Annotated in this window: 24 protein-coding genes; 9 read left to right on the top strand and 15 right to left on the bottom strand. The window is 71.8% G+C overall.

Annotation, left to right across the window (positions count from 1 at the left end; all coding sequences use genetic code 11):
* Nucleotide 1: 1 nt before the first annotated feature.
* Nucleotides 2-2,317: a bifunctional salicylyl-CoA 5-hydroxylase/oxidoreductase gene (locus tag OG331_RS14700; protein WP_406196049.1), complete on the top strand. Its 2,316-nt coding sequence runs from the start codon at nt 2-4 to the stop codon at nt 2,315-2,317.
* Here OG331_RS14700 and OG331_RS14695 read toward each other — a convergent pair.
* The 5 genes from OG331_RS14695 to OG331_RS14675 form a co-directional block, all read right to left on the bottom strand.
* Complete coding sequence (locus tag OG331_RS14695; protein ID WP_406196046.1) at nt 2,301-3,512, bottom strand: sulfate adenylyltransferase subunit 1; 1,212 nt, start codon at nt 3,510-3,512, stop codon at nt 2,301-2,303. The genes OG331_RS14700 and OG331_RS14695 overlap by 17 nt on opposite strands.
* 2 nt (nt 3,513-3,514) lie before the next feature.
* Nucleotides 3,515-4,417, bottom strand: a complete 903-nt coding sequence (cysD, locus tag OG331_RS14690; protein WP_406196044.1) for a sulfate adenylyltransferase subunit CysD — start codon at nt 4,415-4,417, stop codon at nt 3,515-3,517.
* On the bottom strand, nt 4,414-4,980 hold the full coding sequence (cysC, locus tag OG331_RS14685) for an adenylyl-sulfate kinase (RefSeq protein ID WP_406196042.1): 567 nt from the start codon (nt 4,978-4,980) through the stop codon (nt 4,414-4,416). The genes cysD and cysC overlap by 4 nt, the downstream gene beginning before the upstream one ends.
* Before the next feature lie 128 nt (nt 4,981-5,108).
* The gene (locus OG331_RS14680; protein ID WP_406196038.1) at nt 5,109-5,921 is read right to left on the bottom strand and encodes a PaaX family transcriptional regulator C-terminal domain-containing protein; all 813 of its coding nucleotides are present in this window, start codon (nt 5,919-5,921) and stop codon (nt 5,109-5,111) included.
* Nucleotides 5,922-5,936: 15 nt separating this feature from the next.
* Nucleotides 5,937-7,550, bottom strand: a complete 1,614-nt coding sequence (locus tag OG331_RS14675) for an AMP-binding protein (protein WP_406196036.1) — start codon at nt 7,548-7,550, stop codon at nt 5,937-5,939.
* A gap of 156 nt (nt 7,551-7,706) precedes the next feature.
* On the opposite strand from OG331_RS14675, the gene OG331_RS14670 reads away from it, so the two are divergent.
* Both OG331_RS14670 and OG331_RS14665 read left to right on the top strand, forming a co-directional pair.
* Complete coding sequence (locus OG331_RS14670; RefSeq protein WP_406196033.1) at nt 7,707-8,897, top strand: acyl-CoA dehydrogenase family protein; 1,191 nt, start codon at nt 7,707-7,709, stop codon at nt 8,895-8,897.
* Nucleotides 8,894-9,292: a RidA family protein gene (locus OG331_RS14665; RefSeq protein ID WP_406196031.1), complete on the top strand. Its 399-nt coding sequence runs from the start codon at nt 8,894-8,896 to the stop codon at nt 9,290-9,292. Before OG331_RS14670 ends, OG331_RS14665 begins: the two co-directional genes overlap by 4 nt.
* A 7-nt stretch (nt 9,293-9,299) precedes the next feature.
* Here OG331_RS14665 and OG331_RS14660 read toward each other — a convergent pair whose 3' ends face one another.
* Nucleotides 9,300-9,494: a DUF5999 family protein gene (locus OG331_RS14660; protein ID WP_406196029.1), complete on the bottom strand. Its 195-nt coding sequence runs from the start codon at nt 9,492-9,494 to the stop codon at nt 9,300-9,302.
* A 237-nt stretch (nt 9,495-9,731) separates the two neighbouring features.
* Between OG331_RS14660 and OG331_RS14655 the strand changes: the two genes are divergently transcribed.
* Nucleotides 9,732-10,193: a DUF6299 family protein gene (locus tag OG331_RS14655; RefSeq protein WP_406196027.1), complete on the top strand. Its 462-nt coding sequence runs from the start codon at nt 9,732-9,734 to the stop codon at nt 10,191-10,193.
* 75 nt (nt 10,194-10,268) lie between these two features.
* On the opposite strand, the gene dmpG is transcribed toward OG331_RS14655, so the two are convergent.
* Genes dmpG through OG331_RS14640 form a run of 3 tightly spaced genes read right to left on the bottom strand, consistent with a single transcriptional unit; the run spans nt 10,269 to nt 13,065 of the window.
* On the bottom strand, nt 10,269-11,276 hold the full coding sequence (gene dmpG, locus OG331_RS14650) for a 4-hydroxy-2-oxovalerate aldolase (protein ID WP_406196025.1): 1,008 nt from the start codon (nt 11,274-11,276) through the stop codon (nt 10,269-10,271).
* Entirely contained in the window at nt 11,273-12,214 is a 942-nt protein-coding gene (locus OG331_RS14645; protein WP_406196023.1) for an acetaldehyde dehydrogenase (acetylating), read from the bottom strand. The genes dmpG and OG331_RS14645 overlap by 4 nt, the downstream gene beginning before the upstream one ends.
* On the bottom strand, nt 12,211-13,065 hold the full coding sequence (locus OG331_RS14640; RefSeq protein ID WP_406196020.1) for a 2-keto-4-pentenoate hydratase: 855 nt from the start codon (nt 13,063-13,065) through the stop codon (nt 12,211-12,213). Before OG331_RS14640 ends, OG331_RS14645 begins: the two co-directional genes overlap by 4 nt.
* Nucleotides 13,066-13,231: 166 nt before the next feature.
* Here OG331_RS14640 and OG331_RS14635 point away from each other — a divergent pair, with 166 nt between their 5' ends.
* Nucleotides 13,232-13,954, top strand: a complete 723-nt coding sequence (locus tag OG331_RS14635; protein WP_406210034.1) for an IclR family transcriptional regulator — start codon at nt 13,232-13,234, stop codon at nt 13,952-13,954.
* A gap of 67 nt (nt 13,955-14,021) precedes the next feature.
* The gene (locus tag OG331_RS14630) at nt 14,022-16,160 is read left to right on the top strand and encodes a SpoIIE family protein phosphatase (RefSeq protein ID WP_406196018.1); all 2,139 of its coding nucleotides are present in this window, start codon (nt 14,022-14,024) and stop codon (nt 16,158-16,160) included.
* A 19-nt stretch (nt 16,161-16,179) separates the two neighbouring features.
* Here the strand turns inward: OG331_RS14630 and OG331_RS14625 are convergent, their stop codons facing one another.
* The 3 genes from OG331_RS14625 to OG331_RS14615 all read right to left on the bottom strand — a co-directional run bounded on the left by OG331_RS14625 (nt 16,180) and on the right by OG331_RS14615 (nt 18,834).
* Nucleotides 16,180-17,229 (bottom strand): amidohydrolase family protein, encoded by a 1,050-nt coding sequence (locus tag OG331_RS14625; protein ID WP_406196016.1) that lies wholly within the window; start codon nt 17,227-17,229, stop codon nt 16,180-16,182.
* A 160-nt stretch (nt 17,230-17,389) separates the two neighbouring features.
* Nucleotides 17,390-18,178, bottom strand: a complete 789-nt coding sequence (locus OG331_RS14620) for a 2-keto-4-pentenoate hydratase (protein ID WP_406196014.1) — start codon at nt 18,176-18,178, stop codon at nt 17,390-17,392.
* Entirely contained in the window at nt 18,175-18,834 is a 660-nt protein-coding gene (locus OG331_RS14615; protein WP_406196012.1) for a TetR/AcrR family transcriptional regulator, read from the bottom strand. Before OG331_RS14615 ends, OG331_RS14620 begins: the two co-directional genes overlap by 4 nt.
* 127 nt (nt 18,835-18,961) lie before the next feature.
* Between OG331_RS14615 and OG331_RS14610 the strand changes: the two genes are divergently transcribed.
* The 3 genes from OG331_RS14610 to OG331_RS14600 are packed head-to-tail and all read left to right on the top strand — an operon-like array spanning nt 18,962 to nt 22,481.
* The gene (locus OG331_RS14610; RefSeq protein WP_406196009.1) at nt 18,962-20,593 is read left to right on the top strand and encodes a bifunctional 3-(3-hydroxy-phenyl)propionate/3-hydroxycinnamic acid hydroxylase; all 1,632 of its coding nucleotides are present in this window, start codon (nt 18,962-18,964) and stop codon (nt 20,591-20,593) included.
* Nucleotides 20,590-21,462: an alpha/beta fold hydrolase gene (locus OG331_RS14605; protein ID WP_406196006.1), complete on the top strand. Its 873-nt coding sequence runs from the start codon at nt 20,590-20,592 to the stop codon at nt 21,460-21,462. Before OG331_RS14610 ends, OG331_RS14605 begins: the two co-directional genes overlap by 4 nt.
* Nucleotides 21,459-22,481, top strand: coding sequence for a VOC family protein (locus tag OG331_RS14600; RefSeq protein WP_406196003.1), 1,023 nt, complete (start codon nt 21,459-21,461; stop codon nt 22,479-22,481). Before OG331_RS14605 ends, OG331_RS14600 begins: the two co-directional genes overlap by 4 nt.
* Nucleotides 22,482-22,550: 69 nt before the next feature.
* Here OG331_RS14600 and OG331_RS14595 read toward each other — a convergent pair whose 3' ends face one another.
* From OG331_RS14595 to argG, 3 genes are all read right to left on the bottom strand, one after another.
* Nucleotides 22,551-24,080, bottom strand: coding sequence for a helix-turn-helix domain-containing protein (locus tag OG331_RS14595; protein WP_406196001.1), 1,530 nt, complete (start codon nt 24,078-24,080; stop codon nt 22,551-22,553).
* A gap of 65 nt (nt 24,081-24,145) precedes the next feature.
* Nucleotides 24,146-24,343 (bottom strand): DUF4236 domain-containing protein, encoded by a 198-nt coding sequence (locus OG331_RS14590; protein WP_406195998.1) that lies wholly within the window; start codon nt 24,341-24,343, stop codon nt 24,146-24,148.
* Nucleotides 24,344-24,525: 182 nt separating this feature from the next.
* Nucleotides 24,526-25,971 (bottom strand): argininosuccinate synthase, encoded by a 1,446-nt coding sequence (gene argG / locus OG331_RS14585; protein WP_406195995.1) that lies wholly within the window; start codon nt 25,969-25,971, stop codon nt 24,526-24,528.
* Nucleotides 25,972-25,980 lie beyond the last annotated feature (9 nt).

The following is a 25,980-nucleotide window of genomic DNA, read 5'->3' as shown; positions in this document are numbered from 1 at the left end:
GATGCTCTCGGCACCGGACCCGCGGCCGCCCAAGTCGACCGACCACCCCCAACGAGTCGCCGTCATCGGCGGCGGCCCCGCCGGCCTCTACGCCGCCGCCCTCCTCAAACGCCTCGACCCCACCCGAGAAATCACCGTCTGGGAACGCAACGCCCCCGACGACACCTTCGGCTTCGGAGTGGTCCTCTCCGACGAAACCCTCGGCGGCATCGAACACGCCGACCCCCACGTCTACGCCGCCCTCCAACAACACTTCACCCGCTGGGACGACATCGACATCGTCCACCGCAACACCCGCCAGACCTCCGGAGGACACGGCTTCGCGGCACTCGGCAGGAAACGCCTCCTGGAGATCCTCCACGACCGCTGCCGCACCCTCGGCGTGGAGCTCCGCTTCCGCGCGGAGGCCCCGGACCCGGCCCCGCTGGCAGAGACGTACGACCTCGTCATCGCCGCGGACGGTGTGAACAGCACCACCCGCGAGGCTTACGCCCATGTGTTCCGCCCCCATGTGGCCACGCACCAGTGCCGCTACATCTGGCTGGCCGCAGACTTCGCCTTCGACGCCTTCCGCTTCGAGATCGCGGAGACCGAGCACGGCGTGATGCAGCTGCACGGCTACCCCTACGCGCCCGACGCCTCCACCGTGATCGTCGAGATGCACGAGGACGTGTGGCGAGCCGCCGGATTCGACGAGCTCGACGAGCAGGAGTCGATCGCCCGCTGCGCCAAGATCTTCGCGGACGCGCTCGGCGGACGGTCCCTCAAGTCCAACAAGTCGGCGTGGACCACCTTCCGCACGGTCGTCAACGAGCGCTGGTCGCACGACAACGTCGTCCTGCTCGGCGACGCCGCCCACACCGCCCACTTCTCCATCGGCTCCGGCACCAAGCTGGCCGTCGAGGACGCCCTCGCGCTCGCCGCCTGCCTGGAGGAGCAGCCCGACCTCCCGGACGCGTTGCGGGCGTACGAGGAGGAGCGCAAGACCGTCGTGGCCTCCACGCAGCGCGCCGCCCGCGCCAGCCTGGAGTGGTTCGAGAACCTCGGCCTCTACCTCGACCAGCCGCCGCGCCAGTTCGCCTTCAACCTCCTCACCCGCAGCCGCCGCGTCACGCACGACAATCTGCGCCTGCGTGACGCCGGTTTCACCGAGGCCGTGGAGCGCGACTTCGGCTGCCCGGTCGGCACGCCCCCGATGTTCACCCCGTTCCGGCTGCGTGGCCTGACCCTGCGCAACCGGGTCGTCGTGTCCCCGATGGACATGTACTCGGCCACCGACGGCGTCCCCGGCGACTTCCACCTCGTCCACCTCGGCGCCCGCGCCCTCGGCGGGGCCGGCCTGGTGATGACCGAGATGGTGTGCGTGAGCCCGGAGGGCCGGATCACCCCCGGCTGCACCGGCCTCTACACCGGCAAGCAGGGGGAGGCCTGGCGGCGGATCGTCCAGTTCGTGCACACGCAGGCTCCCGGCACCGCGATCGGTGTGCAGCTCGGCCACAGTGGGCGCAAGGGCTCGACCAGGCTCATGTGGGAGGGCATCGACGAGCCGCTGGAGGACGGCAACTGGCCGCTCGTGGCCCCGTCCCCGCTCCCCTACCGGCCGTACAGCCAGACCCCGCGCGAGCTGACGCGGTCCCAACTCACCGACATTCGCGAGCAGTTCACAGCTGCCGCCTGGCGCGCAGCCCGCGCCGGATTCGACCTCCTCGAACTCCACTGCGCGCACGGCTACCTGCTCTCCGGCTTCCTCTCCCCGCTGACCAACCAACGCACCGACGCCTACGGCGGCTCCCTGGAGAAGCGGCTCCGCTTCCCGCTCGAGGTCTTCGACGCCATTCGGGCCGTCTGGCCGGAGGAACGGCCCATGACCGTGCGTATCTCCGCCACGGACTGGGCCGAGGGCGGGACGACGGCCGAGGACGCCGTCGAGATCGCCCGCGCCTTCGCCTCGCACGGCGCCGACGCGATCGACGTGTCGACCGGGCAGGTCGTGGCCGACGAGCGGCCGGAGTTCGGGCGGTCGTACCAGACGCCGTATGCGGACCGGATCCGCCACGCCACCGGACTGCCGGTGATCGCGGTCGGTGCGATCTCCTCCTGGGACGACGTCAACTCCCTGATCCTGGCGGGCCGTACGGATCTGTGCGCCCTCGCCCGACCCCACCTCTACGACCCGCACTGGACCCTGCACGCGGCGGCCGAGCAGGGCTACGACGGCCCCGGTGTCGTCTGGCCGGCGCCGTACCGTGCGGGCAGCCGGCGCCCGCAGACGGGGCGCACGGACGCGCCCAAACCACGGCTCAGTCTGGGGAGTTGACCTCCGCCATACCGGCGGTCAGCGTCGTGCCGTCCGCCGGGTCGATCAGGAGGAACGCGCCGGTGCGCCGGGAGACCGCGTAGTCGTCGAGGGCGAGCGGCTCGGCGGTGCGCAGGGTGATCCGGCCCAGGTCGTTGGCCCTCAGCTCGGCTGCCCCGCCGAGGTCCTTGACGACGGCCGTCACGGTCCGGGTGGTGTGCCGGACCAGTACCCGGTCGCCGACCCTCAGCGGGCGGTCGGCCAGGTGGCACACGGCCGCCCGGACGTACCGGGTGAGCGCGGGGACGTCGACGCCCGTGGTGAGCAGGTCGCCGCGCGAGACGTCCCGCTGGTCGGCGAGGCGCACGCTGATCGACTGCGGCGCATACGCCACGTCGACGTCCCGGCCGAGTACGTCGATGCCGGTGATCTCGGACGTCGCGCCGGACGGGTGCACGGTCACCCGGTCGCCGACCCGCAACCCACCCGACGCCAACTGGCCTGCGTAGTACCGGGCTTCACCGTGCCGGATCACGTACTGGACGGGGAAGCGGGCAGGGGCGTCGGCGGGCTCGGTGCCGACCGGGACGTTCTCCAGGACCTCCAGGAGCGCCGGGCCGCCGTACCAGTCCATGTGGGCCGAGCGGTCCACGACGTTGTCCCCGACGAGCGCCGAGACCGGGATCGGAGTGAAGCCGGGCAGCCCCAACTCGGCCGCATGGCCCGCGAAGTCCTCGACGATCGCGTCGAACTCCCGCTCCCCGTACCCCACCAGGTCCATCTTGTTGACGGCGAGGACCACGTGGGGAACCCGCAGCAGCGCGGCGATCGCCGCGTGCCGGCGGGTCTGCTCGACCACCCCGTTTCGGGCGTCGACGAGGATCACCGTCAGCTCGGCGGTGGAGGCGCCGGTGACCATGTTGCGGGTGTACTGCACGTGGCCGGGGGTGTCGGCGAGGATGAACCGGCGCCGGGGGGTGGCGAAGTAGCGGTAGGCCACGTCGATGGTGATGCCCTGCTCCCGCTCGGCGCGCAGGCCGTCGGTGAGGAGCGCGAGGTCGGGGGCGTCCTGGCCGCGGTTGCGGGAGGCGTGCTCCACGGCCTCCAGCTGGTCGGTCAGCACCGACTTGGAGTCGTGCAGCAGGCGTCCGACGAGAGTCGACTTGCCGTCGTCGACGGACCCTGCGGTGGCGAACCGAAGCGTGTTCACGGCCATGCTCAGAAGTACCCTTCGCGCTTACGGTCTTCCATCGCGGCCTCGGACATCTTGTCGTCGGCACGCGTCGCGCCACGCTCCGTCAGCCGTGACGCGGCGATCTCGGTGATCACCTTCTCGATGGTGTCGGCGTCGGAGTCCACCGCGCCGGTGCAGGACATGTCGCCGACCGTGCGATAGCGGACCTGACGCTTCTCGACGACCTCGTGCTCGCGAGGCCCGCCCCACTCACCCGCCGTCAGCCACATCCCGCCCCGCCGGAACACCTCACGCCGATGGGCGTAATAGATCTCCGGCAGCTCGATGCCCTCGCGGGCGATGTACTGCCACACGTCCAGCTCGGTCCAGTTCGACAGCGGGAACACGCGGACGTGTTCGCCGGGCGCGTGTCGGCCGTTGTAGAGGTTCCACAGCTCGGGCCGCTGGCGGCGCGGGTCCCACTGGGAGAACTCGTCCCGCAGCGAGAAGACGCGCTCCTTGGCCCGTGCCTTCTCCTCGTCCCGGCGCCCGCCGCCGAAGACCGCGTCGAACCTCTCGCTCTGGATCTTCTCCGTCAGCGGCACCGTCTGCAGCGGATTCCGTGTCCCGTCGGGACGTTCGCGCAGCACACCCCGGTCGATGTAGTCCTGTACGGAGGCCACATGGAGACGCAGCCCATGGGCGGCCACCACACGGTCCCGGTACTCGATGACCTCGGGGAAGTTGTGCCCGGTGTCCACATGCAGCAGCGTGCACGGCACCGGCGCCGGCGCGAACGCCTTCAGCGCCAGGTGCAGCATGACGATGGAGTCCTTGCCGCCGGAGAACAGGATCACCGGCCGCTCGAACTCACCCGCCACCTCACGGAAGATGTGAACCGCCTCGGACTCCAGCGCGTCCAGGTGCGAGAGACCGAACCCGCTCACACCAGCCCCCGCTCCGCCAGTACGGCGTAGACGGCGGCGGCCGATTCCTGGGGTGTCTGGAGCTGTGTGGGAAGGACGAGGGAAGGGGCCTCGGGCGGCTCGTACGGGTCGTCGACACCCGTCAGTCCGGACAACTGCCCCGCTGCCTGCCGGGCGTACAGCCCCTTCACGTCCCGCTCGCTGCACACGTCCACCGGGGTGGCGACATGCACCTCGATGTACGGCGTCCCGCTGGCCTCGTGCCGCTTGCGCACCGCCTCGCGGCTGTCGGCGTACGGGGCGATGACCGGGACGACGGACAGCACGCCGTTGCGCGCGAGCACCTCCGAGACCAGCCCGATGCGCTGCACGTTGGTGTTCCGGTCCTCCCGGGAGAAACCGAGGCCCGCGGAGAGGAAGCGGCGGATCTCGTCGCCGTCGAGGACCTCCACGCGATGTCCCTCGGCTTTCAGCCGGTCACCGAGCCGGCGGGCGATGGTCGTCTTGCCCGCGCTCGGCAGCCCGGTGAGCCAGACGGTGGCTCCCTGAGCCCTCGGGCCTGCCTTTCGGGCCGTGGTGGTCATGCGCAACAGTCCTCATCTCTTACCCCGCGTCCTACTTCGCGACGACCCGATGGACGCTAGGTAAGAAACTTGAGAGGAGACGCAGAGGAACCTGAGGGTTCTGTTAGTGGCTCATGGTGCGCCCGAGGTCACAGACCGGCGTAGCCGGCTCCCGCGTCCCGCAGACGCTCGTGCAGCCCCCGGAACACGGCGGCCGACCGCGCGCCCGGCCAGTTTGCGGGAAGCAGCCGGGCGGGCAGGCCCGGGTCGGTGTAGGGGAGGTGGCGCCAGGAGTCCAGGGCGAGAAGGTAGTCGCGGTACGCCTCCTCGGGAGGGGTGTCGTGCCGCTGCTCCCAGTCGTGCAGCACGCGCGCGTGGCGGTCGAGGAACGCGTCGTGCTCCTTGGCGATCGCGGCCAGGTCCCACCAGCGGGCGACGGCCTCGGCGGTCGCAGTGAAGCCGAGATGCTCGCCGCGGAAGAAGTCGACGTACCCCTCCAGGCGCAGCCGCTGAAGGGTGTGCCGGGCCTCCTCGTAGAGCCGTGCCGGTGCGATCCACACGCCCGGGGCGGCCGTCCCGAAGCCGAGGCCGGCCAGCCGGGAGCGCAGCACATGACGCTTCTGCCGCTCCGACTCCGGGACCGAGAACACCGCGAGCACCCAGCCCTCGTCGTCGGGCGGCGCGGTGGCGTAGATGCGCCGGTCGCCGTCGTCGAGCAACTGGCGGGCGTCCGGGGAGAGTTCGTAGCCCGCCGCGCCCTGTGCCGTGCGGGCCGGCAGCAGCAGTCCGCGCCGCTTCAGCCGCGACACGGACGAACGTACGGAGGGAGCGTCCACGCCGACCGCGGCCAGCAGTCTGATCAGCTCGGCGACCGGCACCGGGCCGGGCATGTAGCGGCCGTAGGCGCCGTAGAGCGTGACGATGAGAGACCGTGGTGCATGCTGGTCGGACACGTTGATCATCTTAGGTCGTACGGGTCACTGCTGGTCACCCGGCGGGTCACCACCGTCGCGCAAACGGAAGCGCTGGAGCTTGCCGGTCGCTGTGCGTGGCAGCGCGTCCAGGAAGACGATCTCGCGCGGGCACTTGTACGGCGCCAGCTCGGCCTTCACGAACGCGCGCAGCGCCTCGGCGTCCTGGCGCGCCCCCTCCCTGAGCACCGCGTATGCCACCACGACCTGTCCGCGCGCCTCGTCGGGCCGCCCCACGACCGCCGTCTCCAGCACGTCCGGGTGGCGCAGGAGTGCCTCTTCGACCTCGGGGCCCGCGATGTTGTAGCCGGCCGAGATGATCATGTCGTCCGCGCGGGCGACGTAGCGGAAGTAGCCGTCACTCTCCCGGACGTAGGTGTCGCCGGTGATGTTCCAGCCGTGGCGCACGTAGTCGCGCTGTCGTGGATCGGCGAGATAGCGGCAGCCGACGGGCCCGCGCACGGCGAGCAGACCGGGCTCCCCGTCGGGCATCTCCCGGCCCTCGTGGTCGACCACGCGTGCCTGCCAGCCCGGCACCGCCAGCCCTGTCGTCCCGGGCCTGATGTGCTCGTCGGCCGCGGAGATGAAGATGTGCAGCAGCTCGGTGGCCCCGATGCCGTTGATGACCCGCAGCCCGGTCCGCTCCTGCCAGGCCTGCCAGGTGGCGGCGGGCAGGTTCTCGCCCGCCGAGACGCAGCGGCGCAGTGAGGAGACGTCGTGCGAGTCGAGCTCGTCGAGCATCGCGCGGTACGCCGTCGGTGCGGTGAACAGCACGGACACCCGGTGCTCGGCGATCGCGGGCAGCAGCTGCTTGGGCCCGGCCTGTTCGAGGAGCAGGGAGCTGGCGCCGGCCCGCAGCGGGAAGATGACGAGGCCGCCGAGGCCGAAGGTGAAGCCGAGCGGGGGACTGCCGGCGAAGACATCGCCCACATGTGGTTGCAGCACATGTTCCGAGAAGGTGTCGGCTATCGCGAGCACATCCCGGTGAAAGTGCATACAGCCCTTGGGGCGTCCGGTGGTCCCGGACGTGAAGGCGATGAGGGCCACGTCGTCGGCCGCGGTGCCGGCGGCGTCGTACGGCGTGTCGGGCGCCGGGCGGTGCAGCAGGTCGTCGGGTGCGTCGCCGCCGTACGTCGCGATCCGCAGCCCGGGTATCTCGGCCTTGGCGAGGTCGTCGACGGCGCGGATGTCGCACAGCGCGTGCCGCACCTGCGCCATCTCGCACATGGTCTTCAGCTCGTGCGGCCGCTGCTGGGCCAGCACGGTGACGGCGACCGCGCCCGCCTTCAGCACCGCCAGCCAGCAGGCGGCCAGCCAGGGCGTGGTCGGGCCGCGCAGCAGCACCCGGTTGCCCGGGACGACGCCGAGGTCGCCGGTGAGCACATGCGCGAGCCGGTCGACGCGGGCGCGCAGGGTGCCGTACGTCCATGTGTCGCCGGACGGGGTGTGGAACACGGGCCGCTCGTCGGGCGGGCCGGCGAGCAACTCGGCTGCCGCGTTGAGCCGATCGGGGTAGTCCAGCCCCGCAAGGTCGAAGCGGAGCTCGGGCCACTGGTCGGGCGGTGGCAGATGCTCGCGGGCGAAAGTGTCGACGTGGGCGGAGCGGTGCAGACCGGCCATTGCGGTTCGCCCCCTTGCCTTGTGGGCTGCCTGTGGGCGTCGTGGTGGGGTGAGCGGGTCCCAGCACAGGGAGCGTATCGTGTTGGTGACGACAGTCAATGGTGCGCGATATCGTCGGGAGGGTCCGTCGAGTACGGCCCCGCAGGGAGGTCGGCAATGCCCGCATTCTCGCTCGATCCGGCGCAAACCGCTTGGTGTGCCGAGCTGCGCACCCTGGCCGCCGACCGGCTGCGCCCGCTCGCGGAGAAGGGCGAACCCGGGCACGTCAACCGCCCGCTGGTCGCCGAGCTCGGCCAACTGGGGCTGCTGCCAAGGCTGTTCACCGCCGGGGCGGTCGACCTGTGCCTGATGCGGGAGTCCCTCGCGTACGCCTGCACGGAGGCGGAGACCGCACTCGCCCTCCAGGGCCTGGGCGCGCATCCCGTCCACGCCCACGGCACCCCGGCCCAGCGGGAGCGCTGGCTGCCCCGGGTGGCCGAGGGCAGCGCGGTGGCGGCCTTCGCGCTGAGCGAGCCGGGCGCCGGGTCGGACGCGGCGGCGCTGGAGCTGCGGGCGGAACGGGACACCTCGCGGCCGGGAGAACCGGGGGAGACACCTGTCGTCTCGGTCGCCGCCGAAGCCGACGGCCCCGCCCGCTGGCGCCTCACCGGTGAGAAGTGCTGGATCTCCAACGCCCCCGAGGCCGACTTCTACACCGTCTTCGCCCGCACCACCCCCGGCGCCGGCGCCCGTGGCGTCACCGCCTTCCTGGTCCCCGCCGACCGGCCCGGCCTCACCGGAGCGGGCCTGGACATGCTGTCCCCGCACCCCATCGGCGCCCTCGACTTCGACGCCGTCCCCGTCACCGCCGACGATGTCCTGGGCGAGCCCGACCGCGGCTTCAGGGTCGCGATGGGCACCCTCAACCTCTTCCGGCCGAGCGTCGGCGCCTTCGCCGTCGGCATGGGTCAGGCGGCCCTGGACGCCACCCTCGTCCAAACCGCCCAACGGGACGCGTTCGGCGGCAAGTTGAAGGACCTCCAGACGGTCGCCCACCAGGTCGCCGAGATGGCCCTGCGCATCGAGGCGGCCCGTCTCATGGTGTACGCGGCGGCGACGGCGTACGACGAAGGCGCCCCGGACGTCCCGAAGCGGGCCGCCATGGCGAAGCTGCTCGCGACGGAGACGGCGCAGTATGTCGTCGACAAGGCGGTCCAGTTGCACGGTGCCCGTGCCCTGCGCCGCGGTCATCTGCTGGAGCACCTCTACCGCGAGGTGCGTGCCCCGCGCGTCTACGAAGGTGCCAGCGAGGTCCAACGCGGCATCATCGCCAAGGAGTTGTACACGAACATGGAGGCCGGTCAGTGACTACCGAGCGTGTCAACCCGCCCGACCTGTCCCCGCCCACCGGCTTCTCCCACGCGGTCGTCGCCACCGGATCCCGGGTCGTGTTCCTGGCCGGGCAGACCGCGCTCGACACCGACGGCAAGGTGGTGGGCAGGACGCTGCCGGAGCAGTTCGAGCGGGCGCTCACCAATCTGCTGGCCGCGCTGGCGGCGGCCGGCGGCAACCCGGCCGACCTCGCGCGGGTCACCGTCTACGCCACGGACGTCGCGGCGTATCGCGCCCAGGTCGCCGAACTCGGCCGCATCTGGCGGCAGTTGGCCGGGCGGGACTACCCGGCGATGGCGGTCGTCGAGGTCGTACGCCTCTGGGACGAAGAGGCCATGGTGGAGCTGGACGGGTTCGCGGTACTGCCGTAGGCCGCGCTCACGCGGCCATCACGAGTCGCTCGGCCGGCACCCGCTGCGGGGCGACGACGCGGCCGTCGGGCAGCAGCTCACCGCTGTCGTCGAAGACGATGGCGCCGTCACACAGAAGGCTCCAGCCCTGCTCGGGGCGGGCGGCCACCACATGTGCCGTGCGGCTGTCGGAGGAAGGGCACGAAGGCTGGTAGGAACACATGGCGCACCTCCACATCGGGCGGACGAACCGTATGCGTCGTCCATATGGGTAGACCATGCTCCCGTCGCGAACTCATCGGAACGGGCCGCTGTGAACCGTGACAACACGCGGACAACTCTCTGACCGATCCACGAAGGTCGCAGCGGACTCGCCACCGAAGGGGTGACGGTCACGCCCACGGGCACACCCGCCGGGTACCAGTGGAAGCCCCCACTCCGCCCACCGGGAGGTCATCCCATGCCCCTGCGCCCCGCTCTCGCCACCGCCGCCGGCGCCGCCCTGTTCCTGCTGCTCGCCGCGCCCTCGGCGCTCGCCGACTCCGACGCTCCCACCGAGCCCGAGGAGACCGTCAGCGTCGGCACCAAGACCCCCATGGCCGCGGACGGCACCATCACCGTCTCCGGCACCTACCGCTGCATCGACAGCACGGGACCCACGTTCGTGAGTGCCTCCATCGGACAGAAGGACTCCACCACCCGGTACGCCATCGGCGGCACCCTCGCCGAGTGTGACGGCAAGCAGCACCGCTGGGAGAACAGGAGCAAGGCCCCCGCGGACGCCACCCTCAAGCACGGCAAGGCGAACGTCGAGGTCACCGTCGTGGAGCTGCGCCCCGTGGACGGCCTGGGCGGCCTGCCCCTGCCGCACTTCCACGCGGTGGTGAAGAAGGACATCACCCTGTCGAAGCCCAAGGCGTGACGGCTGCACGGCCTCCCGTCGCCCCCAATCGACCGCGCCCCTTCCGGCCGACCGGAAGGGGCGCGGTCGCGTCGCTCAGGCGCGTGCGGCCAGGTCCAGCGCGATGTCGGTGATCATGTCCTCCTGGCCGCCGACCATGCCGCGCCGGCCGACCTCGACGAGGATGCTGCGGGTGTCCAGACCGTGGCGGACGGCGGCGGTCTCGGCGTGCCGCAGGAAGCTGGAGTACACGCCCGCGTAGCCGAGGCTGAGGGTCTCGCGGTCCACCCGCACCTCGCGGTCCTGAAGGGGGCGTACGAGATCGTCGGCCGCGTCCATCAGGGGGAACAGGTCGCAGCCGTGGTCCCAGCCCATCAGGTCGGCGACCGCGACGAACGCCTCCAACGGGCAGTTGCCGGCGCCCGCCCCCTGCCCCGCGAGCGAGGCGTCCACCCGGGTCACGCCGCTCTCGACGGCGACGACGGTGTTGGCGACGCCGAGTGCGAGGTTGTGGTGGGCGTGGATGCCCAGCTCGGTGGCCGCGTCGAGGACGTCGCGGTAGGCGCGGAAGCGGTCGCGGACGCCGTCCATGGTGAGGCGGCCGCCGGAGTCGGTGACGTAGACACAGTGGGCGCCGTAGGACTCCATCAGCTTGGCCTGGCGGGCCAGTTCGGCCGGTTCGGCCAGGTGGGACATCATCAGGAGCCCGGCGACATCCATGCCCAACTCCCGCGCGGCGGCGATGTGTTGTGCCGAGATGTCGGCCTCGGTGCAGTGCGTGGCGACGCGGACGCTGCGGACGCCGAGGGCGTGCGCCTGCCTGAGGTCGTGCAGCGTGCCGATGCCGGGCAGCAGCAGAGTGGTGGGCACCGCGCGCCCGGTGGCGTCCACCACGGCCTCGATCCACTCCCAGTCGGTGTGGGCGCCGACGCCGTAGTTGATGCTGGAGCCGGCGAGGCCGTCGCCGTGGGCGATCTCGATCGCGGCGACCCCGGCGGCGTCCAGCGCGGCGGCGATGGAGCGGGCCCGGTCGACGGTGTAGCGGTGCCGGACGGCATGCATGCCGTCCCGCAGGGTCACGTCCTGGACGTACAGCCGGGTCATCGGGAGGCCACCTCCGTGGCGTGGGGGAGGGCGGCCATGCGTTCCGCGGTGCGCAGCGCGGCCGAGGTCATGATGTCGAGGTTCCCGGCGTAGGCCGGGAGGTAGTGCGCGGCGCCCTCGACCTCCAGGAAGACGGACACCTTCAGTGCCTCGCCCGCGCCGGGGACGAGGGCGCGCATCGGGTCGTCGGACGGCACCCGCTCGAACTGCACCTTCTGCTTGAGCCGGTAGCCGGGCACATACGCCTGCACCCGCCCGGCCATCTCCTCGACCGACGCGGTGACCGCCTCCGTCGCGCAGTCGGAGACCAGGCAGTGCACGGTGTCCCGCATGATCAGGGGCGGTTCGGCCGGGTTGAGCACGATGATCGCCTTGCCGCGCGCGGCACCGCCGACCCGCTCGATGGCCGAGGAGGTCGTCTCGGTGAACTCGTCGATGTTGGCCCGGGTTCCGGGGCCGGCCGAGCGGGAGGCGATGCACGCGACGATCTCGCCGTAGTGGACCGGTGTGACGGCGCCCACGGCGGCGACGATCGGGATGGTGGCCTGGCCGCCGCAGGTGACCATGTTGACGTTCGGGGCGTCGAGGTGTGCGTCGCCGTTGACCGGCGGCACGACGTAGGGGCCGAGTGCGGCCGGGGTGAGGTCGACCAGGGTGCGGCCGAGCGGGCGCAGTACGTCGTCGTGGTGACGGTGGGCGCCGGCCGAGGTCGCGTCGAAGACGATCTCCACATCGGCGAACTCGTCCAGCGCGACGAGCCCTTCGACACCGTCGTGGGTCGTGGCGACCTTCAGCCGGCGGGCGCGGGCCAAGCCGTCGGAGGCAGGGTCGATGCCGGCCAGCGCGGCGACCTCCAGGGACTCCGAGAGCCGCAGAATCTTGATCATGAGGTCGGTGCCGATGTTGCCGGACCCGATGACGGCGACCTTGGTGCTCACAGCTCGCCCCCCTCGTGCGCGACGCCGACTTCGTGCGCGAAGCCGACCCGCACGGAACCCAGCCCGCGGACATCGGCCTCGAAGACGTCGCCCGGCGCGGCGGGCGTCATCGGGCCCAGCGCACCGGTCAGCACCAGGTCGCCCGCGCGCAGCGGATCGCCCCGTTCGGCGAGCGCGGAGGCCAGCCACACGGCCGCGTTGAGGGGACTGCCGAGACAGTCGGCGCCGGTGCCCTCGGACACGGTCTCGCCGCCCCGCGTCATGGTCATCGTCACCGTCCGCAGGTCGACTGCGGTGAGCGGCACGGGAGTTGCGCCGAGGACGTACAGGCCGCAGGAGGCGTTGTCGGCGACGGTGTCGACCAGGGAGATGTCCCAGCCCCGCACCCGGCTGTCGACGATCTCCAGCGCGGGCAGCGCGAAGTCGACCGCGCGCAGGACGTCGACGACCGTGCACGCGGGGTGCGGCAGGTCGCGCCCGAGGACGAGCGCCACCTCGGCCTCCACCTTCGGCTGGAGCAGCCGCCCGGCGGGCACCTCACCGCCGTCCGGTACGGCCATGTCCGCGAAGAGCGCACCGAAGTCGGGCCGGTCCACGCCGAGTTGGCGCTGTACGGCCACGGAGGTCAGGCCGATCTTGCGGCCGACGACCCGGCGGCCGGCGTCCAGCCCGCGCCGCACGTTCAGCTGCTGCACGGCGTACGCGGTCTCCAGATCGGCGCCGGCGTCCAACAGGTCACGCACCGGAGCACAGGCGGTCACGGTGCGGGCGGCCTCCGCCAGCAGGTCGGCGGCCTTGACCACGGCCGGCGGGGCGGCGTCCGGACGGACACCGTCGGGTGGGGTCGACACGGGATACCTCCGGGGAAGGGGCAGCGGGCGAGCGGACGGGAAGGAGCCGGTTGGCGCCGAGAGCGGTTCGACACCGATGCCGATTGCGGTTCGACACCGATATAGACACGTCCCGCCGCGAAGGGACAAACTTTGTTCCGTGACACGGAACAGCGCGGGCGGCAGCATGCTGGAGAAGGCCGCGATCATCCTGGAGTGCTTCAGTCCGAGCGGCGGACCGTACCGCCTGTCGGAACTTTCGGAGCGCACCGGCCTGCCCAAGCCCACGGTGCACCGGCTGGCCGCGGACCTCGTCCGGCTGGGCTGGCTGGAGCGCTCGGGGCCCCAGTACCGGCTCGGGGCGAAGCTGTTCGAGCTCGGCTCGCTGGTGCCGCACCGGCTCGATCTGCGCGAGGCGGCCCTGCCGTTCCTCCAGGACCTGTTCGAGGCCACCCGCGAGACCGTCCACCTCGGGGTGCGGGACGGCATGGACGTCGTCTACCTCGAACGCATCCACGGCCACGAGGCCCTCCAGCTGCCCTCCCGCATCGGCGGCAGCCTGCCGCTGACCTGCACCGGTGTCGGCAAGGCCCTGCTGGCCTTCTCCGGCGCCGAGCTGACCGAGGAGGTGCTGTCCCGGCCGCTGCCGAGCCTCACACCGCACTCCCTCACCGATCCGAACCGGCTGCGCACGGCCCTGGAGAAGATCCAGGTCTCCGGCCTGGCCTACGAGGAGCAGGAGGCCGCCCTCGGGGTGGCCTGCATCGCGGCACCCGTCTTCGCCGGCGGCACCACGGTCGCCGCCCTCTCGGTGGCGGTGCCGCGCTCCCGTTTCAGCCCCGCCCAGTTGGCGCCCGCCGTACGGACCGCGGCGCTGGGGCTGTCCCGGGTGCTGCGCGGGGGCGGCTGACAAACGGCCGGCGCCCATCCCGCCGTACGGACTGAGGCGCCCGCGTGAGCGGCGTAACGTCGACTGTGTGGAGCCCACGGTCGGCGGTCTTGTGTCGCGCGCGGCGCGCGAGCTCGGTTCGCGAGCGGACGAGCTCACCTCCGACGTGCAGCGGCGCCTGCTGCGCGAACTCCCCGCGCTGTGGGACGACCCGGACGTGGCGCGGATAGCCGGTGAGAATGTCGCCGAGCACATCGACGCGGCCCTGTTCGGCCTGGAGCACGCCATCGAGCCGAGGCTGATCGAGCTGCCGCCCGCCGACCTGGAACGCGCGCAGATACTGGCCCGGCACGGCATACCGCTCAGCGCGATGCTCCGCGCCTTCCGGCTGGCGGAGGAGATCGTCCTCGACCGGCTGCTCGCGGAGCTGCCCCGGCTGAGCGACGACGCCGAGCAGGTCAGCGAGGCGGCCCGGCTGCTGAACGCGATGTCGACGATGTACGTGGACCGCGTCTCCGAGCAGGGCGTCGTGGCGTTCCAGGAGGAGCGGGACCGGCGGCTGCGGTGGCGATCGGCGATGGTGAACGAGGCGGGCATGCGCATCGGCACCACCCTCGACATCGCCCGCACCGCACAGGAGCTGGCGGATCTCGCCACCGACCACTTCGCCGACGTCGTCACCGTCGACCTGCTCGACACCGTGCTGCGAGGCGAGGACGTCGTGGAGGGCCCGCCGGTGCTGCGCCGGATGGCCCGGGGACCGGCGGACGGGCCCGATCCGCCGGAGGCGATCGCACCGCAGCAGCTCCACATCCCGGCGGACGGCTCGCCGTCGGCCGAGGCCCTGGCCAGTGGGCGTCCCTCCCGGCACCAGCACGGCAGGGCCCGGGGCGTCCCGCGAGCCCACTCGACCCTCGCCGTCCCGCTGCGCGCCCGCGGCACCACGCTGGGCGTCGCCGAGTTCCACCGCCTCACCAACCCCGCCCGCTACGACGACGAGGACCTGCTCCTCGCCCAGGAGATCTCCGCGAGGGCCGCCGTCGCCGTCGACAACGCCCGCCGCTACACCCACGCCCGCGCCACCGCCGTCACCCTCCAGCGCAGCCTGCTTCCGCAGGAGGTGCCGGAGCAGTCGGCCGTGGACGTCGCCTACCGGTACCTGCCGGCCGGCTCCGGCGCCGGCGTGGGCGGCGACTGGTACGACGTCATTCCGCTGTCCGGCGCCCGGGTGGCCCTCGTGGTCGGCGACGTGGTCGGTCACGGCATCCGTGCCGCCGCCACGATGGGTCGGCTGCGGACCGCCGTACGCACCCTGGCCGACATCGATCTGCCGCCCGACGAGCTCCTCACCCACCTGAACGACGTCGTCGTGCGCGTGGCCACCGAGGCGTGCACCGACCCGGGTGCCGAGCCCGACGCCGACGTCGGCGGAGACAACGGCGCCACCTGCCTCTACGCCGTCTACGACCCCGTCTCCCGCCGCTGCACCCTGGCCCGCGCGGGGGACGTGCCCCCGGCCGTGGTGGTCCGGGACGGCACGGCGGAGCTGCTGGATCCGCCGCCCGGCCCGCCGCTCGGACGGGGCGGGCTGCCCTTCGAGACGGTGGAGGTCGACCTGCCCGAGGGCAGCCTGCTCGCCCTGTACACCGACGGTCTGATCGGGGCCCCCGACCACGACACCGACGCGGGGCTCACCACGCTGCGAGAGGTCCTCGCCCGCTCGGCGACCTCCTTGGAAGCGGCCTGCGACACCGTGCTGGAAGCACTGCGGCCCGCCCGGCGCGACGACGACATCGCCTTGCTCCTCGCCCGCACCCGCGCGCTCGGGGCCGACCGGGTCGCCACCTGGGACCTGGAGGCCGACCCGGCGGTGGTGGCCAAGGCCCGTTCGGACGTCTCCCGCCAACTGGCCGCCTGGGGCCTGGAGAACCTCGAGTTCACCGCCGAACTGGTGGTCAGCGAACTCGTCACCAACGCCATCCGCTACGGCCGTTCCCCGATCAGCCTGCGCCTCATCCACGACCGCACCCTCCTGTGCGAGGTCTCCGACGCCAGCAGCACCACCCCCCACCTGCGCCGGGCCCGTGTCCTCGACGAGGGCGGGCGGGGCCTGCTGCTGGTCGCGCAGCTCGCCGGGCAGTGGGGGACGCGGCACGCCCGGCGCGGCAAGACGGTCTGGGCCGAGCTGGACGACTCGGCCGAGTTCCCGGCCCTGGCCTTCGGGTAGGCGGGCGGCTGCCGGGCGCTCAGTCGGTTCCGGGCCGGACCAGCTTGAAGACGAGGCGGGCGGCGGCTCGCCGGGCGGACCGGCGCAGGCGTGCCGGGAGGGGGCGGGGTGGGGTTGGGGCGGGGGTACCGCCCGCCAGACGGGGGAACAGGGCCTCGGCGTTGGTGCGGTTGATCGCTGTGAGGGTGCCCGGGTCGACGCCGGCGTCGAGGCCGCTCGCGAAGTACTGGCCCGCCGCTGCGGGCGCGAACGGCCAGTCGCTGCCGAACAGGACGTGCCCGGGGCGCGCGAACGCCAGCAGGGTGGGCAGGGCGGCGGGGCTGGAGGACAGCGCGGTGTCGAAGTAGAAGCCGCGGAAGTCGTCCAGGACGTCGAGGGGGCTGCGTCCGATCTCGCCGGCGAGGGCGACGGCCATGCGGTGGGAGGCGTACGGCAGGAAGCCGCCGCCGTGGCTCAGCACGAACCGGATGTTCGGGTGGCGGCGCGGGATGCCGTTGCGTACCAGGAGGTAGGCGGCGCGGGTGGTGTCGAGCAGGAAGTCCGCGGCGAACGGGGGGATGCCGTCGACGGCTGGGGCGGGGAGGTCGGCCGGGTGGACGAACACGACGGCACCGTGCTCGTCGAGGACCCGCCACAGGGGGTCCTGGCCGTCGGCGCCGAGGTAGGCGCTCTGGCTGTTGGCGAGCAGGGTGACCCCGTCGGCGCCCAGCTCGGCGAGAGCCCGCTCGGCCTCCTTCGCCGCCGCCTCGACGTCGGGCATGGGCAGGGTGGCGAACCAGCCGAGGCGGGCGGGGTGTTCGGCGGCGACGGCGGCGGAGAAGTCGTTGAGCCTCCGGGCCAGGCCGGCCGCCTCGTCCGGGTCGCCGAGGAAGCCGGTGCCGGGGGTCGAGACGGAGAGGATCGCCGTCTCGGTGCCCAGCAGATCCATCGCCTCCAGCGCGGCTTCGGCGCTCCAGCCGGGCAGGGCACGGCCGCCCGCCTCGGTGATACCGGCCTTGGCGAGGGCGTCGCGGTAGAGGGGCGGGAGGAGGTGCTGATGGACGTCGATCCGGCGGGGTGCGGTGGTCATGGGGCGGCTCTCTCGGGTTTCTCGGCTTGCACGGATTTCCCGGCTGTCACGGGCTTCTTCGGCTTCTTCGGCTTCTTGGGCTTCTTGGGTTTCTCGGGGAGCGGGTCCATTTCGTAGACCTGGACGCATTCCTCGGCCGTCGGAGGAAGTTCAACGGCCGTCACACGAAGGTCACCGACACCGGCCCCAGGCCGTCGAACCGCGCCTCGACCTTCTGGCCGGCCCTGACGAAGGGGGCCTGGGTCATGGCGCCGGACAGCACGACATGGCCGGGCTCCAGAGCGGAGCCGAACGCGGCGAGCGTGTTGGCCAGCCAGGCGACCGCGGCCGCGGGGTGGCCCAGCACCTCGCGCCCGCTGCCCGACCCGGCCGGCTCACCGTCCACGATCAGGTCGGCGGTGACGGCGGCAAGGTCGGGCGCGCCCCGGACCGGGATCCAGGCGCCGCAGACGAGGCCGGCGGAGGAGGCGTTGTCGGCGACCGTGTCGACGAGGGTGATCCGCCAGTCCCGGATCCGGCTGTCGACGATCTCCAGGGCGGGCGCGACGGCGTCGGTCGCCCTGAGCACGTCCTCGACCGTGACGCCGGGGCCGGACAGTCGCTCGGCGAGGTGGAAGCAGATCTCCGGTTCGATCCGGGGCCGGCAGTGGTGCGCCGCGAAGACCGGCGCGCCGTCACGGTGGACCATGTCGTCCAGCAGATGCCCGAAGTCGGGTTCGTCGACGCCGAGGAGCCCCCGCATGGCCGGGGACGTCAGGCCGACCTTGTGCCCGATGACCGTCGCCCCGTCGGCCGGCCGCCGGGAGACGTTGTCGCGCTGGACGGCGTAGGCGTCGGCCAGGTCGAGGCCGGGCAGCAGGGCCGACAGCGGGTCGATCGGCACCGCGCGGTGCTCCGCCTCCCGCAGCAGCCGGGCGGCCTCCTCGCGCTGGACGTAGGTCAGGCTCATCCCTCGCTCCTGTCTGCCATGCGGACCGCCGCGTCGTGGACGAGCCGCGCGTGCAACTCGAACATCGCCACCAGGTCGACACAGTCGCCGCCACCCACTTCGCGCTCCACGAACAGCCCGTCGGCACCGGCCACGGCGTATGTCGTCAGGGTGCGGACGGCTTCCTCGTCCAGGGCCGGGAAGAGGGTGCCGATCATGTCCGACATCCGCTGCCGGGAGAGGTCGCGGACCTGGAGGAACACGGTCCGCCCCCGGCGCTCGGCAGGCCGTCGCTCCAGGGCGAGCATCAGGCCGAGGCGCAGAAAGTCGGGGGCGTCGACCAGGGACTTCGCCACGTTCGCCGCCATCGCCGTGACCCGCTCCAACGGTGTGCCGGTGTCCTCGCCGGGCAGTTCGACGGCCGTCAGCCAGGCCGTGAAGCTGCGCTCGATGACTGCCGCGATCAGGTCGTCCTTGTCCTCGAAGTGCCAGTAGATCGAGCTCGCGGGCAGCCCGCACCGGGCACTGACCGTGGCGATCGACGTGCCCTCGTACCCGCGCTCACCCGCGATCTCGACAGCGGCGTCGAGGATGCGCTGCCGCGACTCCAGCCCGTTCGCACGCTTCTTCCGCGCCGTCTGCGGCCTGGTGTGCGGCCCGGTCTGCGGCCTGGTCATGGGAGACGCCCTTCCCGTCGTGCCGGCACTTGACCGTCCCGGACGCCGAGCTTACCGTAGCGGCCATTCCAATTGGAGTGAACGCTACAACAAAGAGCCGCAACAGGGACGACAGTGAGGTGGCCTGGTGAGTGGGATCAGTGCCGGGAGCAGGGCCGAGGACAGAGCCGACCAGGACACGTACGACGTGGCGGTGATCGGGTACGGCCCGACGGGGGTGACCGCGGCGAACCTGCTGGGCGCGGCCGGCCTGCGGGTCGTCGTGCTGGAGCGCGACGCCGAGATCTACGCCCGGGCCCGGGCGATCTCGACCGACGAGGAGGTCCTGCGGATCTGGCAGCGCGCCGGCCTGGCCGAGCGGCTGAAGCTGGACATGCTCGCCGACCGGCCGCTGGACTTCGTCGACGCGCGGGGCCGCACGATCCTCAGCGCGCACCCCACCCCGCGCGGGCACGGTCACCCGCCGCAGATGTTCATCTACCAGCCCGCGCTGGAGCAGGTCATGCGCGACGGTGTCGACCGCTACCCCGACGTCGAGGTGCTGCTGCGGCACGAGTGCCTGCGGCTGCGCCCGACCGCGGACGGCGCCGGGGTGGAACTGACGGTGGCCGGGACCGCCGACGACTCCGTACGACGGCTGCGCGCCAGGTACGTCATCGCGGCCGACGGCGGCTCCAGCCTCACCCGCGCACAGCTCAACGTGGGCTACGAGGGGCGGACGTACGAGGACCGCTGGATCGTCATCGACACGAAGATGATCGAACCGTGGCCGGACCACGACCGGCTGCGCTTCCGCTGCGACGCGGGCCGCCCGGCGGTGGACTGTCCGACTCCGCTGGGGCACCACCGGTGGGAGTTCCCGATTCTGCCCGGCGACGACGAGGAGTACCTGACCAGCGACGAGGCGATTCACGCGCTGGTGTCCCGGTACGGGATCGGCGAGCACCAGATCAAGATCCTGCGGGCCACCGTCTACAGCCACCACGTCCGCTTCGCCGACCGCTTCCGGGTGGGCCGGGTCTTCCTCGCCGGTGACGCGGCCCACGCGATGCCGCCGTGGATCGGCCAGGGCATGGCGGCCGGAGTGCGTGACGTGGCCAACCTGTGCTGGAAGCTCGACGCCGTGCTGCGCGGCGAGTTGCCCGAATCGGTGCTCGACAGCTACGAGGCGGAGCGCAAGCCGCACGTCAAGGAGATCACCAAGCGGGCGGTGTTCGTCGGCCGGATCATCACCGAACGGCGGCTCGCGGTCACCCGGGTCCGGGACGCCGTACTTCCGCTCCTGAACCGCTTCCCCGGGTTCGCCCGCCTGCTGCAGGACTCCAACTGGATCCCCGCCGCCCACTACGCCGAGGGCTTGCAGGCCCGCCCCCGCACCAAGGCCGCCGGGCACCAGATACCCCAGCCCTGGGTGACCGGCCCCGACGGCACCCGGGTCCGCCTGGACGACGTACTCGCCGGGCGCTGGCTGCTCCTGCACGCCGGACCGCCCACCCCGCAGCCCGCGTGGGACCGCTGCGAGGTCCCCTCCCTGACCGTCCTGCCGGCCGGCTCACGGCCGGCGCCCGGCGCGGTCGTCGACGACGAGGGCGTGCTGCTGCCCTGGATGACCGAGCGCCGCGCCACCATCCTCGCCCTGCGCCCCGACGCCTACGTCTACGCCGCCGCCCCCTCGGCCGCCCAACTCCCGCCGCCCCCAACCGGGTTCGCACCGGCATCGCGTACGGCCACCTCGACCGCCATCCAAGGAACGCCATGACCACGCACACCGCGCCCCCGCCGATGCGGGAACGGCTGCTCGACGTCCACGGCAGGAAGATCTTCGTCGCGGAGACCGGCGAAGGACCGCCCGTTCTGCTGCTGCACGGCGGCGGCCCCGGTGCCTCGGGCGTCTCCAACTACACCCGCAACATCGCCGCGCTGGCCAGGGAGTACCGGGTCGTCGTCCCCGACCTGCCCGGCTACGGCCGCAGCACCAAGGGCGTGGACGGCGCCGACCCGTTCGGGCACCTCGCCGCCGGCATCCGCGGCCTGCTCGACGAACTCGGCCTGGACAAGGCCCACCTGGTCGGCAACTCCTACGGCGGCGCCTGCGCGCTGCGCCTCGCCCTGGACACGCCCGACCGGGTCGACCGCCTGGTGCTGATGGGCCCCGGCGGCATCGGCACCACCCGCGCCCTGCCGACCCCCGGTCTGAGCAGCCTCCTCGACTACTACGCCGGGGACGGCCCTTCGCGCCTGAAACTGGAGCGGTTCATCCGCACCTACCTCGTCTTCAACGCCGCCGACGTCCCGGACTCCGTCATCGACGCCCGCTACGAGGCGAGCATCGACCCCGAGGTGATCGCGGCACCGCCGCTGCGCCGGCCGTCCGGCCCGAACGCGCTGCGCACGCTGTGGAAGATGGACTTCACCCGCGACGCCCGCCTGTCCCGGCTGCCCGCGCCGACCTTGGTGCTCTGGGGCGCCGCCGACAAGGTCAACCGGCCCTCGGGCGGCCGGATGCTGGCGGAGCGCATGCCCAACTGCGACCTGTACGAGGTCGCCAACACCGGGCACTGGGTGCAGTTCGAGCGGGCCGAGCTGTTCAACCGGATCTGCGCCGACTTCCTGGCCGGCCGGCGATGACCACGTACCAGGGGCATGACGCCCCGTCCGTCTTCGGCGCGGTCCACCTCGGCTACCTCGTCATCGAGACCAACCGCTTCGCCGACTGGCGCCGCTTCGGCACCGACGCCATCGGCATGCACCTCGACGACCTGGACACCGGCCTGATGCGCTTCCGCATCGACGCCCACGAGTGCCGCTTCCTGCTGCGCCGGGGCCCCGCCGAGGACGTCGTCGCCATCGGCTGGCACCTCGACGACCACACCACCTTGGAGCAGATCGAGGCCCGCGTCCGCGCCCACGGCGTCCCCGTCGCGGAGGGCACCGCCGAGGAGGCGAGGCTGCGCGGCGTCGAACGGCTCCTGCGCTTCCCCGGCCCCAAGGGCATCACCCAGGAGATCTACACCACCCCGGTCCTGTCCCCGGAACCCCTGCGGATGCTCGCGTCCGGCTGGACAACGGGCGACTCGGGCATGGGCCATGTCGCCATCACCTCGACCCGGCCGACCCTGATGCGCGGCTACTTCAACACCGTCTTCGACGCCCGCCTCACCGACTACATCGACGAGACGATCAGCGGCGTCAAGCTCAAGATCCGCTTCCTGCGCGTCAACGAACGCCACCACTCCATCGCCATCGCCGCCGTCCGGGGCCTGCCCATCGACCCGGTCCGCACCCGCGTCCAGCACCTCAACGTCCAGGTGGCCACGCTGGACGACCTCGCCCGCAGCTACGACCGCGTCCACGAACTCGGCTTCGACATGGCCCTGTCCGTCGGACAGCACACCAACGACAAGGAGCTCTCCTACTACGCCCGCACCCCCTCGGGCTTCGAGTGGGAAGTCGGCTGGAACCCCGTCGTCATCGACGAGACCACCTGGCAGCCCACCACCCACCAGGGCATCAGCATCTGGGGCCACACCCCGGTCGGCCGGACGATCGTCGACAAACTCGCCCAGTTCCGCCTCGGCGCCCGCTCCCTGACCCACTCGGAGCGGACGGTTCCGGGCCTCAGCGGCACCGGGATCCCGGACGACTGAGCACGGCATCGGACGGGGGCGCCCACGTCGTGTGAGTGCCCCCCGTCCGGATCCGGTTCGGACAGCCGCCTAGATGTCGCGGAAGATCTCGATCTGCGCCCCAATGGAGTTCAGCCGCTCCGCGAGGTCCTCGTAACCCCGGTTGATGACATACACGTTCCGCAGGACCGACGTGCCCTCCGCCGCCATCATCGCCAGCAGCACGACCACGGCGGGCCGCAGGGCGGGCGGGCACATCATCTCGGCGGCGCGCCAGCGGGTCGGGCCCTCGACCAGGACGCGGTGCGGGTCCAGCAACTGCAGCCGGCCGCCGAGGCGGTTGAGGTCCGTCAGATAGATCGCGCGGTTGTCGTAGACCCAGTCGTGGATCAGCGTCTTGCCCTGCGCGGCGGCGGCGATGGCCGCGAAGAACGGGACGTTGTCGATGTTCAGGCCCGGGAACGGCATCGGGTGGATCTTGTCGATCGGCGCCTCCAGCTTGGAGGGCCGGACGGTGAGGTCCACCAGCCGGGTACGGCCGTTGTCCGCGAAGTACTCGGGCGTACGGTCGTGGTCGAGCCCCATCTCCTCCAGGACCGCCAGCTCGATCTCCAGAAACTCGATCGGCACCCGGCACACCGTCAGCTCCGACTCGGTGACCACGGCGGCGGCCAGCAGGCTCATCGCCTCGACCGGGTCCTCGGAGGGGGAGTAGTCGACGTCCACGTCGATGTTCGGTACGCCGTGGACCGTGAGCGTCGTCGTGCCGATGCCCTCGACCCGGACGCCGAGCGTCTCCAGGAAGAAGCAGAGGTCCTGGACCATGTAGTTGGAGGAGGCGTTGCGGATGACCGTGACGCCGTCGTGCCGCGCGGCGGCCAGCAGGGCGTTCTCGGTCACGGTGTCGCCGCGCTCGGTCAGCACGATCGGCCGGTCGGGACGTACGCCACGGTCCACCACGGCGTGGTACTGCCCCTCGGTCGCCGCGACGTCCAGGCCGAACCGGCGCAGCGCGATCATGTGCGGCTCGATGGTCCGCGTGCCGAGGTCGCAGCCGCCGGCGTACGGCAGCTTGAAGTGGCTCATGCGGTGCAGCAGCGGGCCGAGGAACATGATGATGGAGCGGGTGCGTACGGCCGCCTCGGCGTCGATGGCGCCCATGTCCAGCTCGGCCGGCGGCGCGATCTCCAGGTCGACGCCGTCGTTGATCCAACGGGTGCGCACACCGATGGAGTTGAGCACCTCCAGAAGGCGGTACACCTCCTCGATGCGGGCGACCCGGCGCAGCACTGTGCGCCCCTTGTTGAGCAGCGAGGCGCACAGCAGGGCCACGCAGGCGTTCTTGCTGGTCTTGACATCGATGGAACCGGACAGCCGACGTCCGCCGACGACCCTCAGATGCATCGGACCCGCGTAGCCCAGCGACACGATCTCGCTGTCCAGGGCTTCACCGATTCGGGCGATCATCTCAAGGCTGATGTTCTGGTTGCCGCGCTCGATGCGATTGACGGCGCTCTGGGAGGTGCCGAGCGCCTCGGCCAGCTGCGTCTGTGTCCAGCCACGATGTTGCCTGGCGTCACGGATGAGCCTGCCGATGCGTACGAGGTAGTCGTCTGCCATGAGGTTGAGGCTATCTCAGATATGAGATGGCACATCCCAAGGGGGGCCATTCGGGTGACGAGCCGTCAACGCCTCCTGGCGTTACGGGTGCGACGCCACCCGAAAGGTCCGGGCAAATCCATTGATGTCGTATGACGTCCGGTGCTGCTGTGTGTACGGCGCGGCCCGTGCTTGCCGCCGGTGGTGATGGACCAGGAGTGCCGGTTGATGTTCAGCCGCACTCCGGGCAGGATCCGGAAACTCTTGCGGAATGTGAGGGGCATGGACGCCTCCCTTCGGGGTCGTGATGCGTACCTCTCGGTTACCCCGACTTGGCGAACTGATGGCATGTCGGAAAGAGCGGGGCAGCGAAAAGGCCGGCTCGGCGCACACAGCGCCCAGCCGGCCTCCCGGTGGTCCGTTCCCTCGTGCCGGATCAGTCCGTGCTCGATCCGTTCGTGCTCGATCAGTCCGTGCCGGACTCCATCGCGGCGCGGTCCAGCAGCGCGTCCTCCTCGGAGACCTCGCCGCGCGAGGCGATGGCCTCGGCGCCGCCCTCCGGCATGCTGCCGATCAGACCGGTCGCGGCCGCCTGGGCGGCGCCGACGGCGGGGCTGCCGGTGCCGATCAGGCCGATCACGGCGTACTGCTCCAGCTTGGCGCGCGAGTCTGCGATGTCGAGGTTGCGCATGGTGAGCTGGCCGATCCGGTCCACCGGGCCGAACGCGGAGTCCTCGGTGCGCTCCATGGACAGCTTGTCCGGGTGGTAGCTGAAGGCCGGGCCGGTGGTGTCGAGGAGCGAGTAGTCCTCGCCGCGCCGCAGGCGGAGGGTGACCTCGCCGGTGACGGCCGCGCCGACCCACCGCTGCAGCGACTCGCGGATCATCAGCGCCTGCGGGTCCAGCCAGCGGCCCTCGTACATGAGGCGGCCCAGGCGCCGGCCCTCGTTGTGGTACTGGGCGAGGGTGTCCTCGTTGTGGATCGCGTTGACCAGGCGCTCGTACGCGGCGTGCAGCAGGGCCATGCCGGGCGCCTCGTAGATGCCGCGGCTCTTGGCCTCGATGATCCGGTTCTCGATCTGGTCCGACATGCCGAGGCCGTGGCGGCCGCCGATCGCGTTGGCCTCCATCACCAGGTCGACGGGGGAGGCGAACTCCTTGCCGTTGACGGTGACCGGGCGGCCCTGCTCGAAGCCGATCGTCACGTCCTCGGCGGCGATCTCGACCGACGGGTCCCAGAACCGCACGCCCATGATGGGCTGGACGGTCTCGATGCCGGTGTCCAGGTGCTCCAGCGTCTTGGCCTCGTGGGTGGCGCCCCAGATGTTGGCGTCGGTGGAGTAGGCCTTCTCCGTACTGTCGCGGTAGGGCAGCTGATGCGCGACCAGCCACTCCGACATCTCCTTGCGGCCGCCGAGCTCGGTCACGAAGTCCGCGTCAAGCCAGGGCTTGTAGATCCGCAGGTTCGGGTTGGCGAGCAGGCCGTAGCGGTAGAACCGCTCGATGTCGTTGCCCTTGAAGGTCGAGCCGTCGCCCCAGATCTGGACGTCGTCCTCGAGCATCGCGCGCACGAGCAGGGTGCCGGTGACCGCGCGGCCGAGCGGCGTCGTGTTGAAGTACGCCCGTCCGCCCGAGCGGATGTGGAACGCGCCGCAGGTCAGCGCCGCCAGCCCCTCCTCGACCAGTGCCGCGCGGCAGTCGACCAGGCGCGCCACCTCGGCGCCGTAGGCCTTCGCGCGGCCGGGCACCGAGGCGATGTCGGGCTCGTCGTACTGGCCGATGTCGGCGGTGTAGGTGCACGGGACGGCGCCCTTGTCGCGCATCCAGGCGACCGCGACCGAGGTGTCGAGGCCGCCGGAGAAGGCGATGCCGACGCGCTCGCCGGTGGGGAGGGAGGTGAGGACCTTGCTCATAGGAAGAGT

Source organism: Streptomyces sp. NBC_01017 (assembly GCF_045162795.1).
Lineage (GTDB): Bacteria > Actinomycetota > Actinomycetes > Streptomycetales > Streptomycetaceae > Streptomyces > Streptomyces machairae.
This window is presented reverse-complemented; position numbering and strand designations above follow the sequence as displayed.

Excerpts from the sequence above, each read along its gene's own strand:
- OG331_RS14700 (WP_406196049.1), top strand. The coding sequence starts at position 2 with ATGCTCTCGGCACCGGACCCGCGGCCGCCCAAGTCGACCGACCACCCC.
- OG331_RS14695 (WP_406196046.1), bottom strand. The coding sequence starts at position 3,512 with ATGGCCGTGAACACGCTTCGGTTCGCCACCGCAGGGTCCGTCGACGAC.
- cysC (WP_406196042.1), bottom strand. The coding sequence starts at position 4,980 with ATGACCACCACGGCCCGAAAGGCAGGCCCGAGGGCTCAGGGAGCCACC.
- OG331_RS14680 (WP_406196038.1), bottom strand. The coding sequence starts at position 5,921 with ATGATCAACGTGTCCGACCAGCATGCACCACGGTCTCTCATCGTCACG.
- OG331_RS14675 (WP_406196036.1), bottom strand. The coding sequence starts at position 7,550 with ATGGCCGGTCTGCACCGCTCCGCCCACGTCGACACTTTCGCCCGCGAG.
- OG331_RS14670 (WP_406196033.1), top strand. The coding sequence starts at position 7,707 with ATGCCCGCATTCTCGCTCGATCCGGCGCAAACCGCTTGGTGTGCCGAG.
- OG331_RS14660 (WP_406196029.1), bottom strand. The coding sequence starts at position 9,494 with ATGTGTTCCTACCAGCCTTCGTGCCCTTCCTCCGACAGCCGCACGGCA.
- OG331_RS14655 (WP_406196027.1), top strand. The coding sequence starts at position 9,732 with ATGCCCCTGCGCCCCGCTCTCGCCACCGCCGCCGGCGCCGCCCTGTTC.
- dmpG (WP_406196025.1), bottom strand. The coding sequence starts at position 11,276 with ATGACCCGGCTGTACGTCCAGGACGTGACCCTGCGGGACGGCATGCAT.
- OG331_RS14635 (WP_406210034.1), top strand. The coding sequence starts at position 13,232 with ATGCTGGAGAAGGCCGCGATCATCCTGGAGTGCTTCAGTCCGAGCGGC.
- OG331_RS14625 (WP_406196016.1), bottom strand. The coding sequence starts at position 17,229 with ATGACCACCGCACCCCGCCGGATCGACGTCCATCAGCACCTCCTCCCG.
- OG331_RS14620 (WP_406196014.1), bottom strand. The coding sequence starts at position 18,178 with ATGAGCCTGACCTACGTCCAGCGCGAGGAGGCCGCCCGGCTGCTGCGG.
- OG331_RS14615 (WP_406196012.1), bottom strand. The coding sequence starts at position 18,834 with ATGACCAGGCCGCAGACCGGGCCGCACACCAGGCCGCAGACGGCGCGG.
- OG331_RS14605 (WP_406196006.1), top strand. The coding sequence starts at position 20,590 with ATGACCACGCACACCGCGCCCCCGCCGATGCGGGAACGGCTGCTCGAC.
- OG331_RS14600 (WP_406196003.1), top strand. The coding sequence starts at position 21,459 with ATGACCACGTACCAGGGGCATGACGCCCCGTCCGTCTTCGGCGCGGTC.
- OG331_RS14595 (WP_406196001.1), bottom strand. The coding sequence starts at position 24,080 with ATGGCAGACGACTACCTCGTACGCATCGGCAGGCTCATCCGTGACGCC.
- OG331_RS14590 (WP_406195998.1), bottom strand. The coding sequence starts at position 24,343 with ATGCCCCTCACATTCCGCAAGAGTTTCCGGATCCTGCCCGGAGTGCGG.
- argG (WP_406195995.1), bottom strand. The coding sequence starts at position 25,971 with ATGAGCAAGGTCCTCACCTCCCTCCCCACCGGCGAGCGCGTCGGCATC.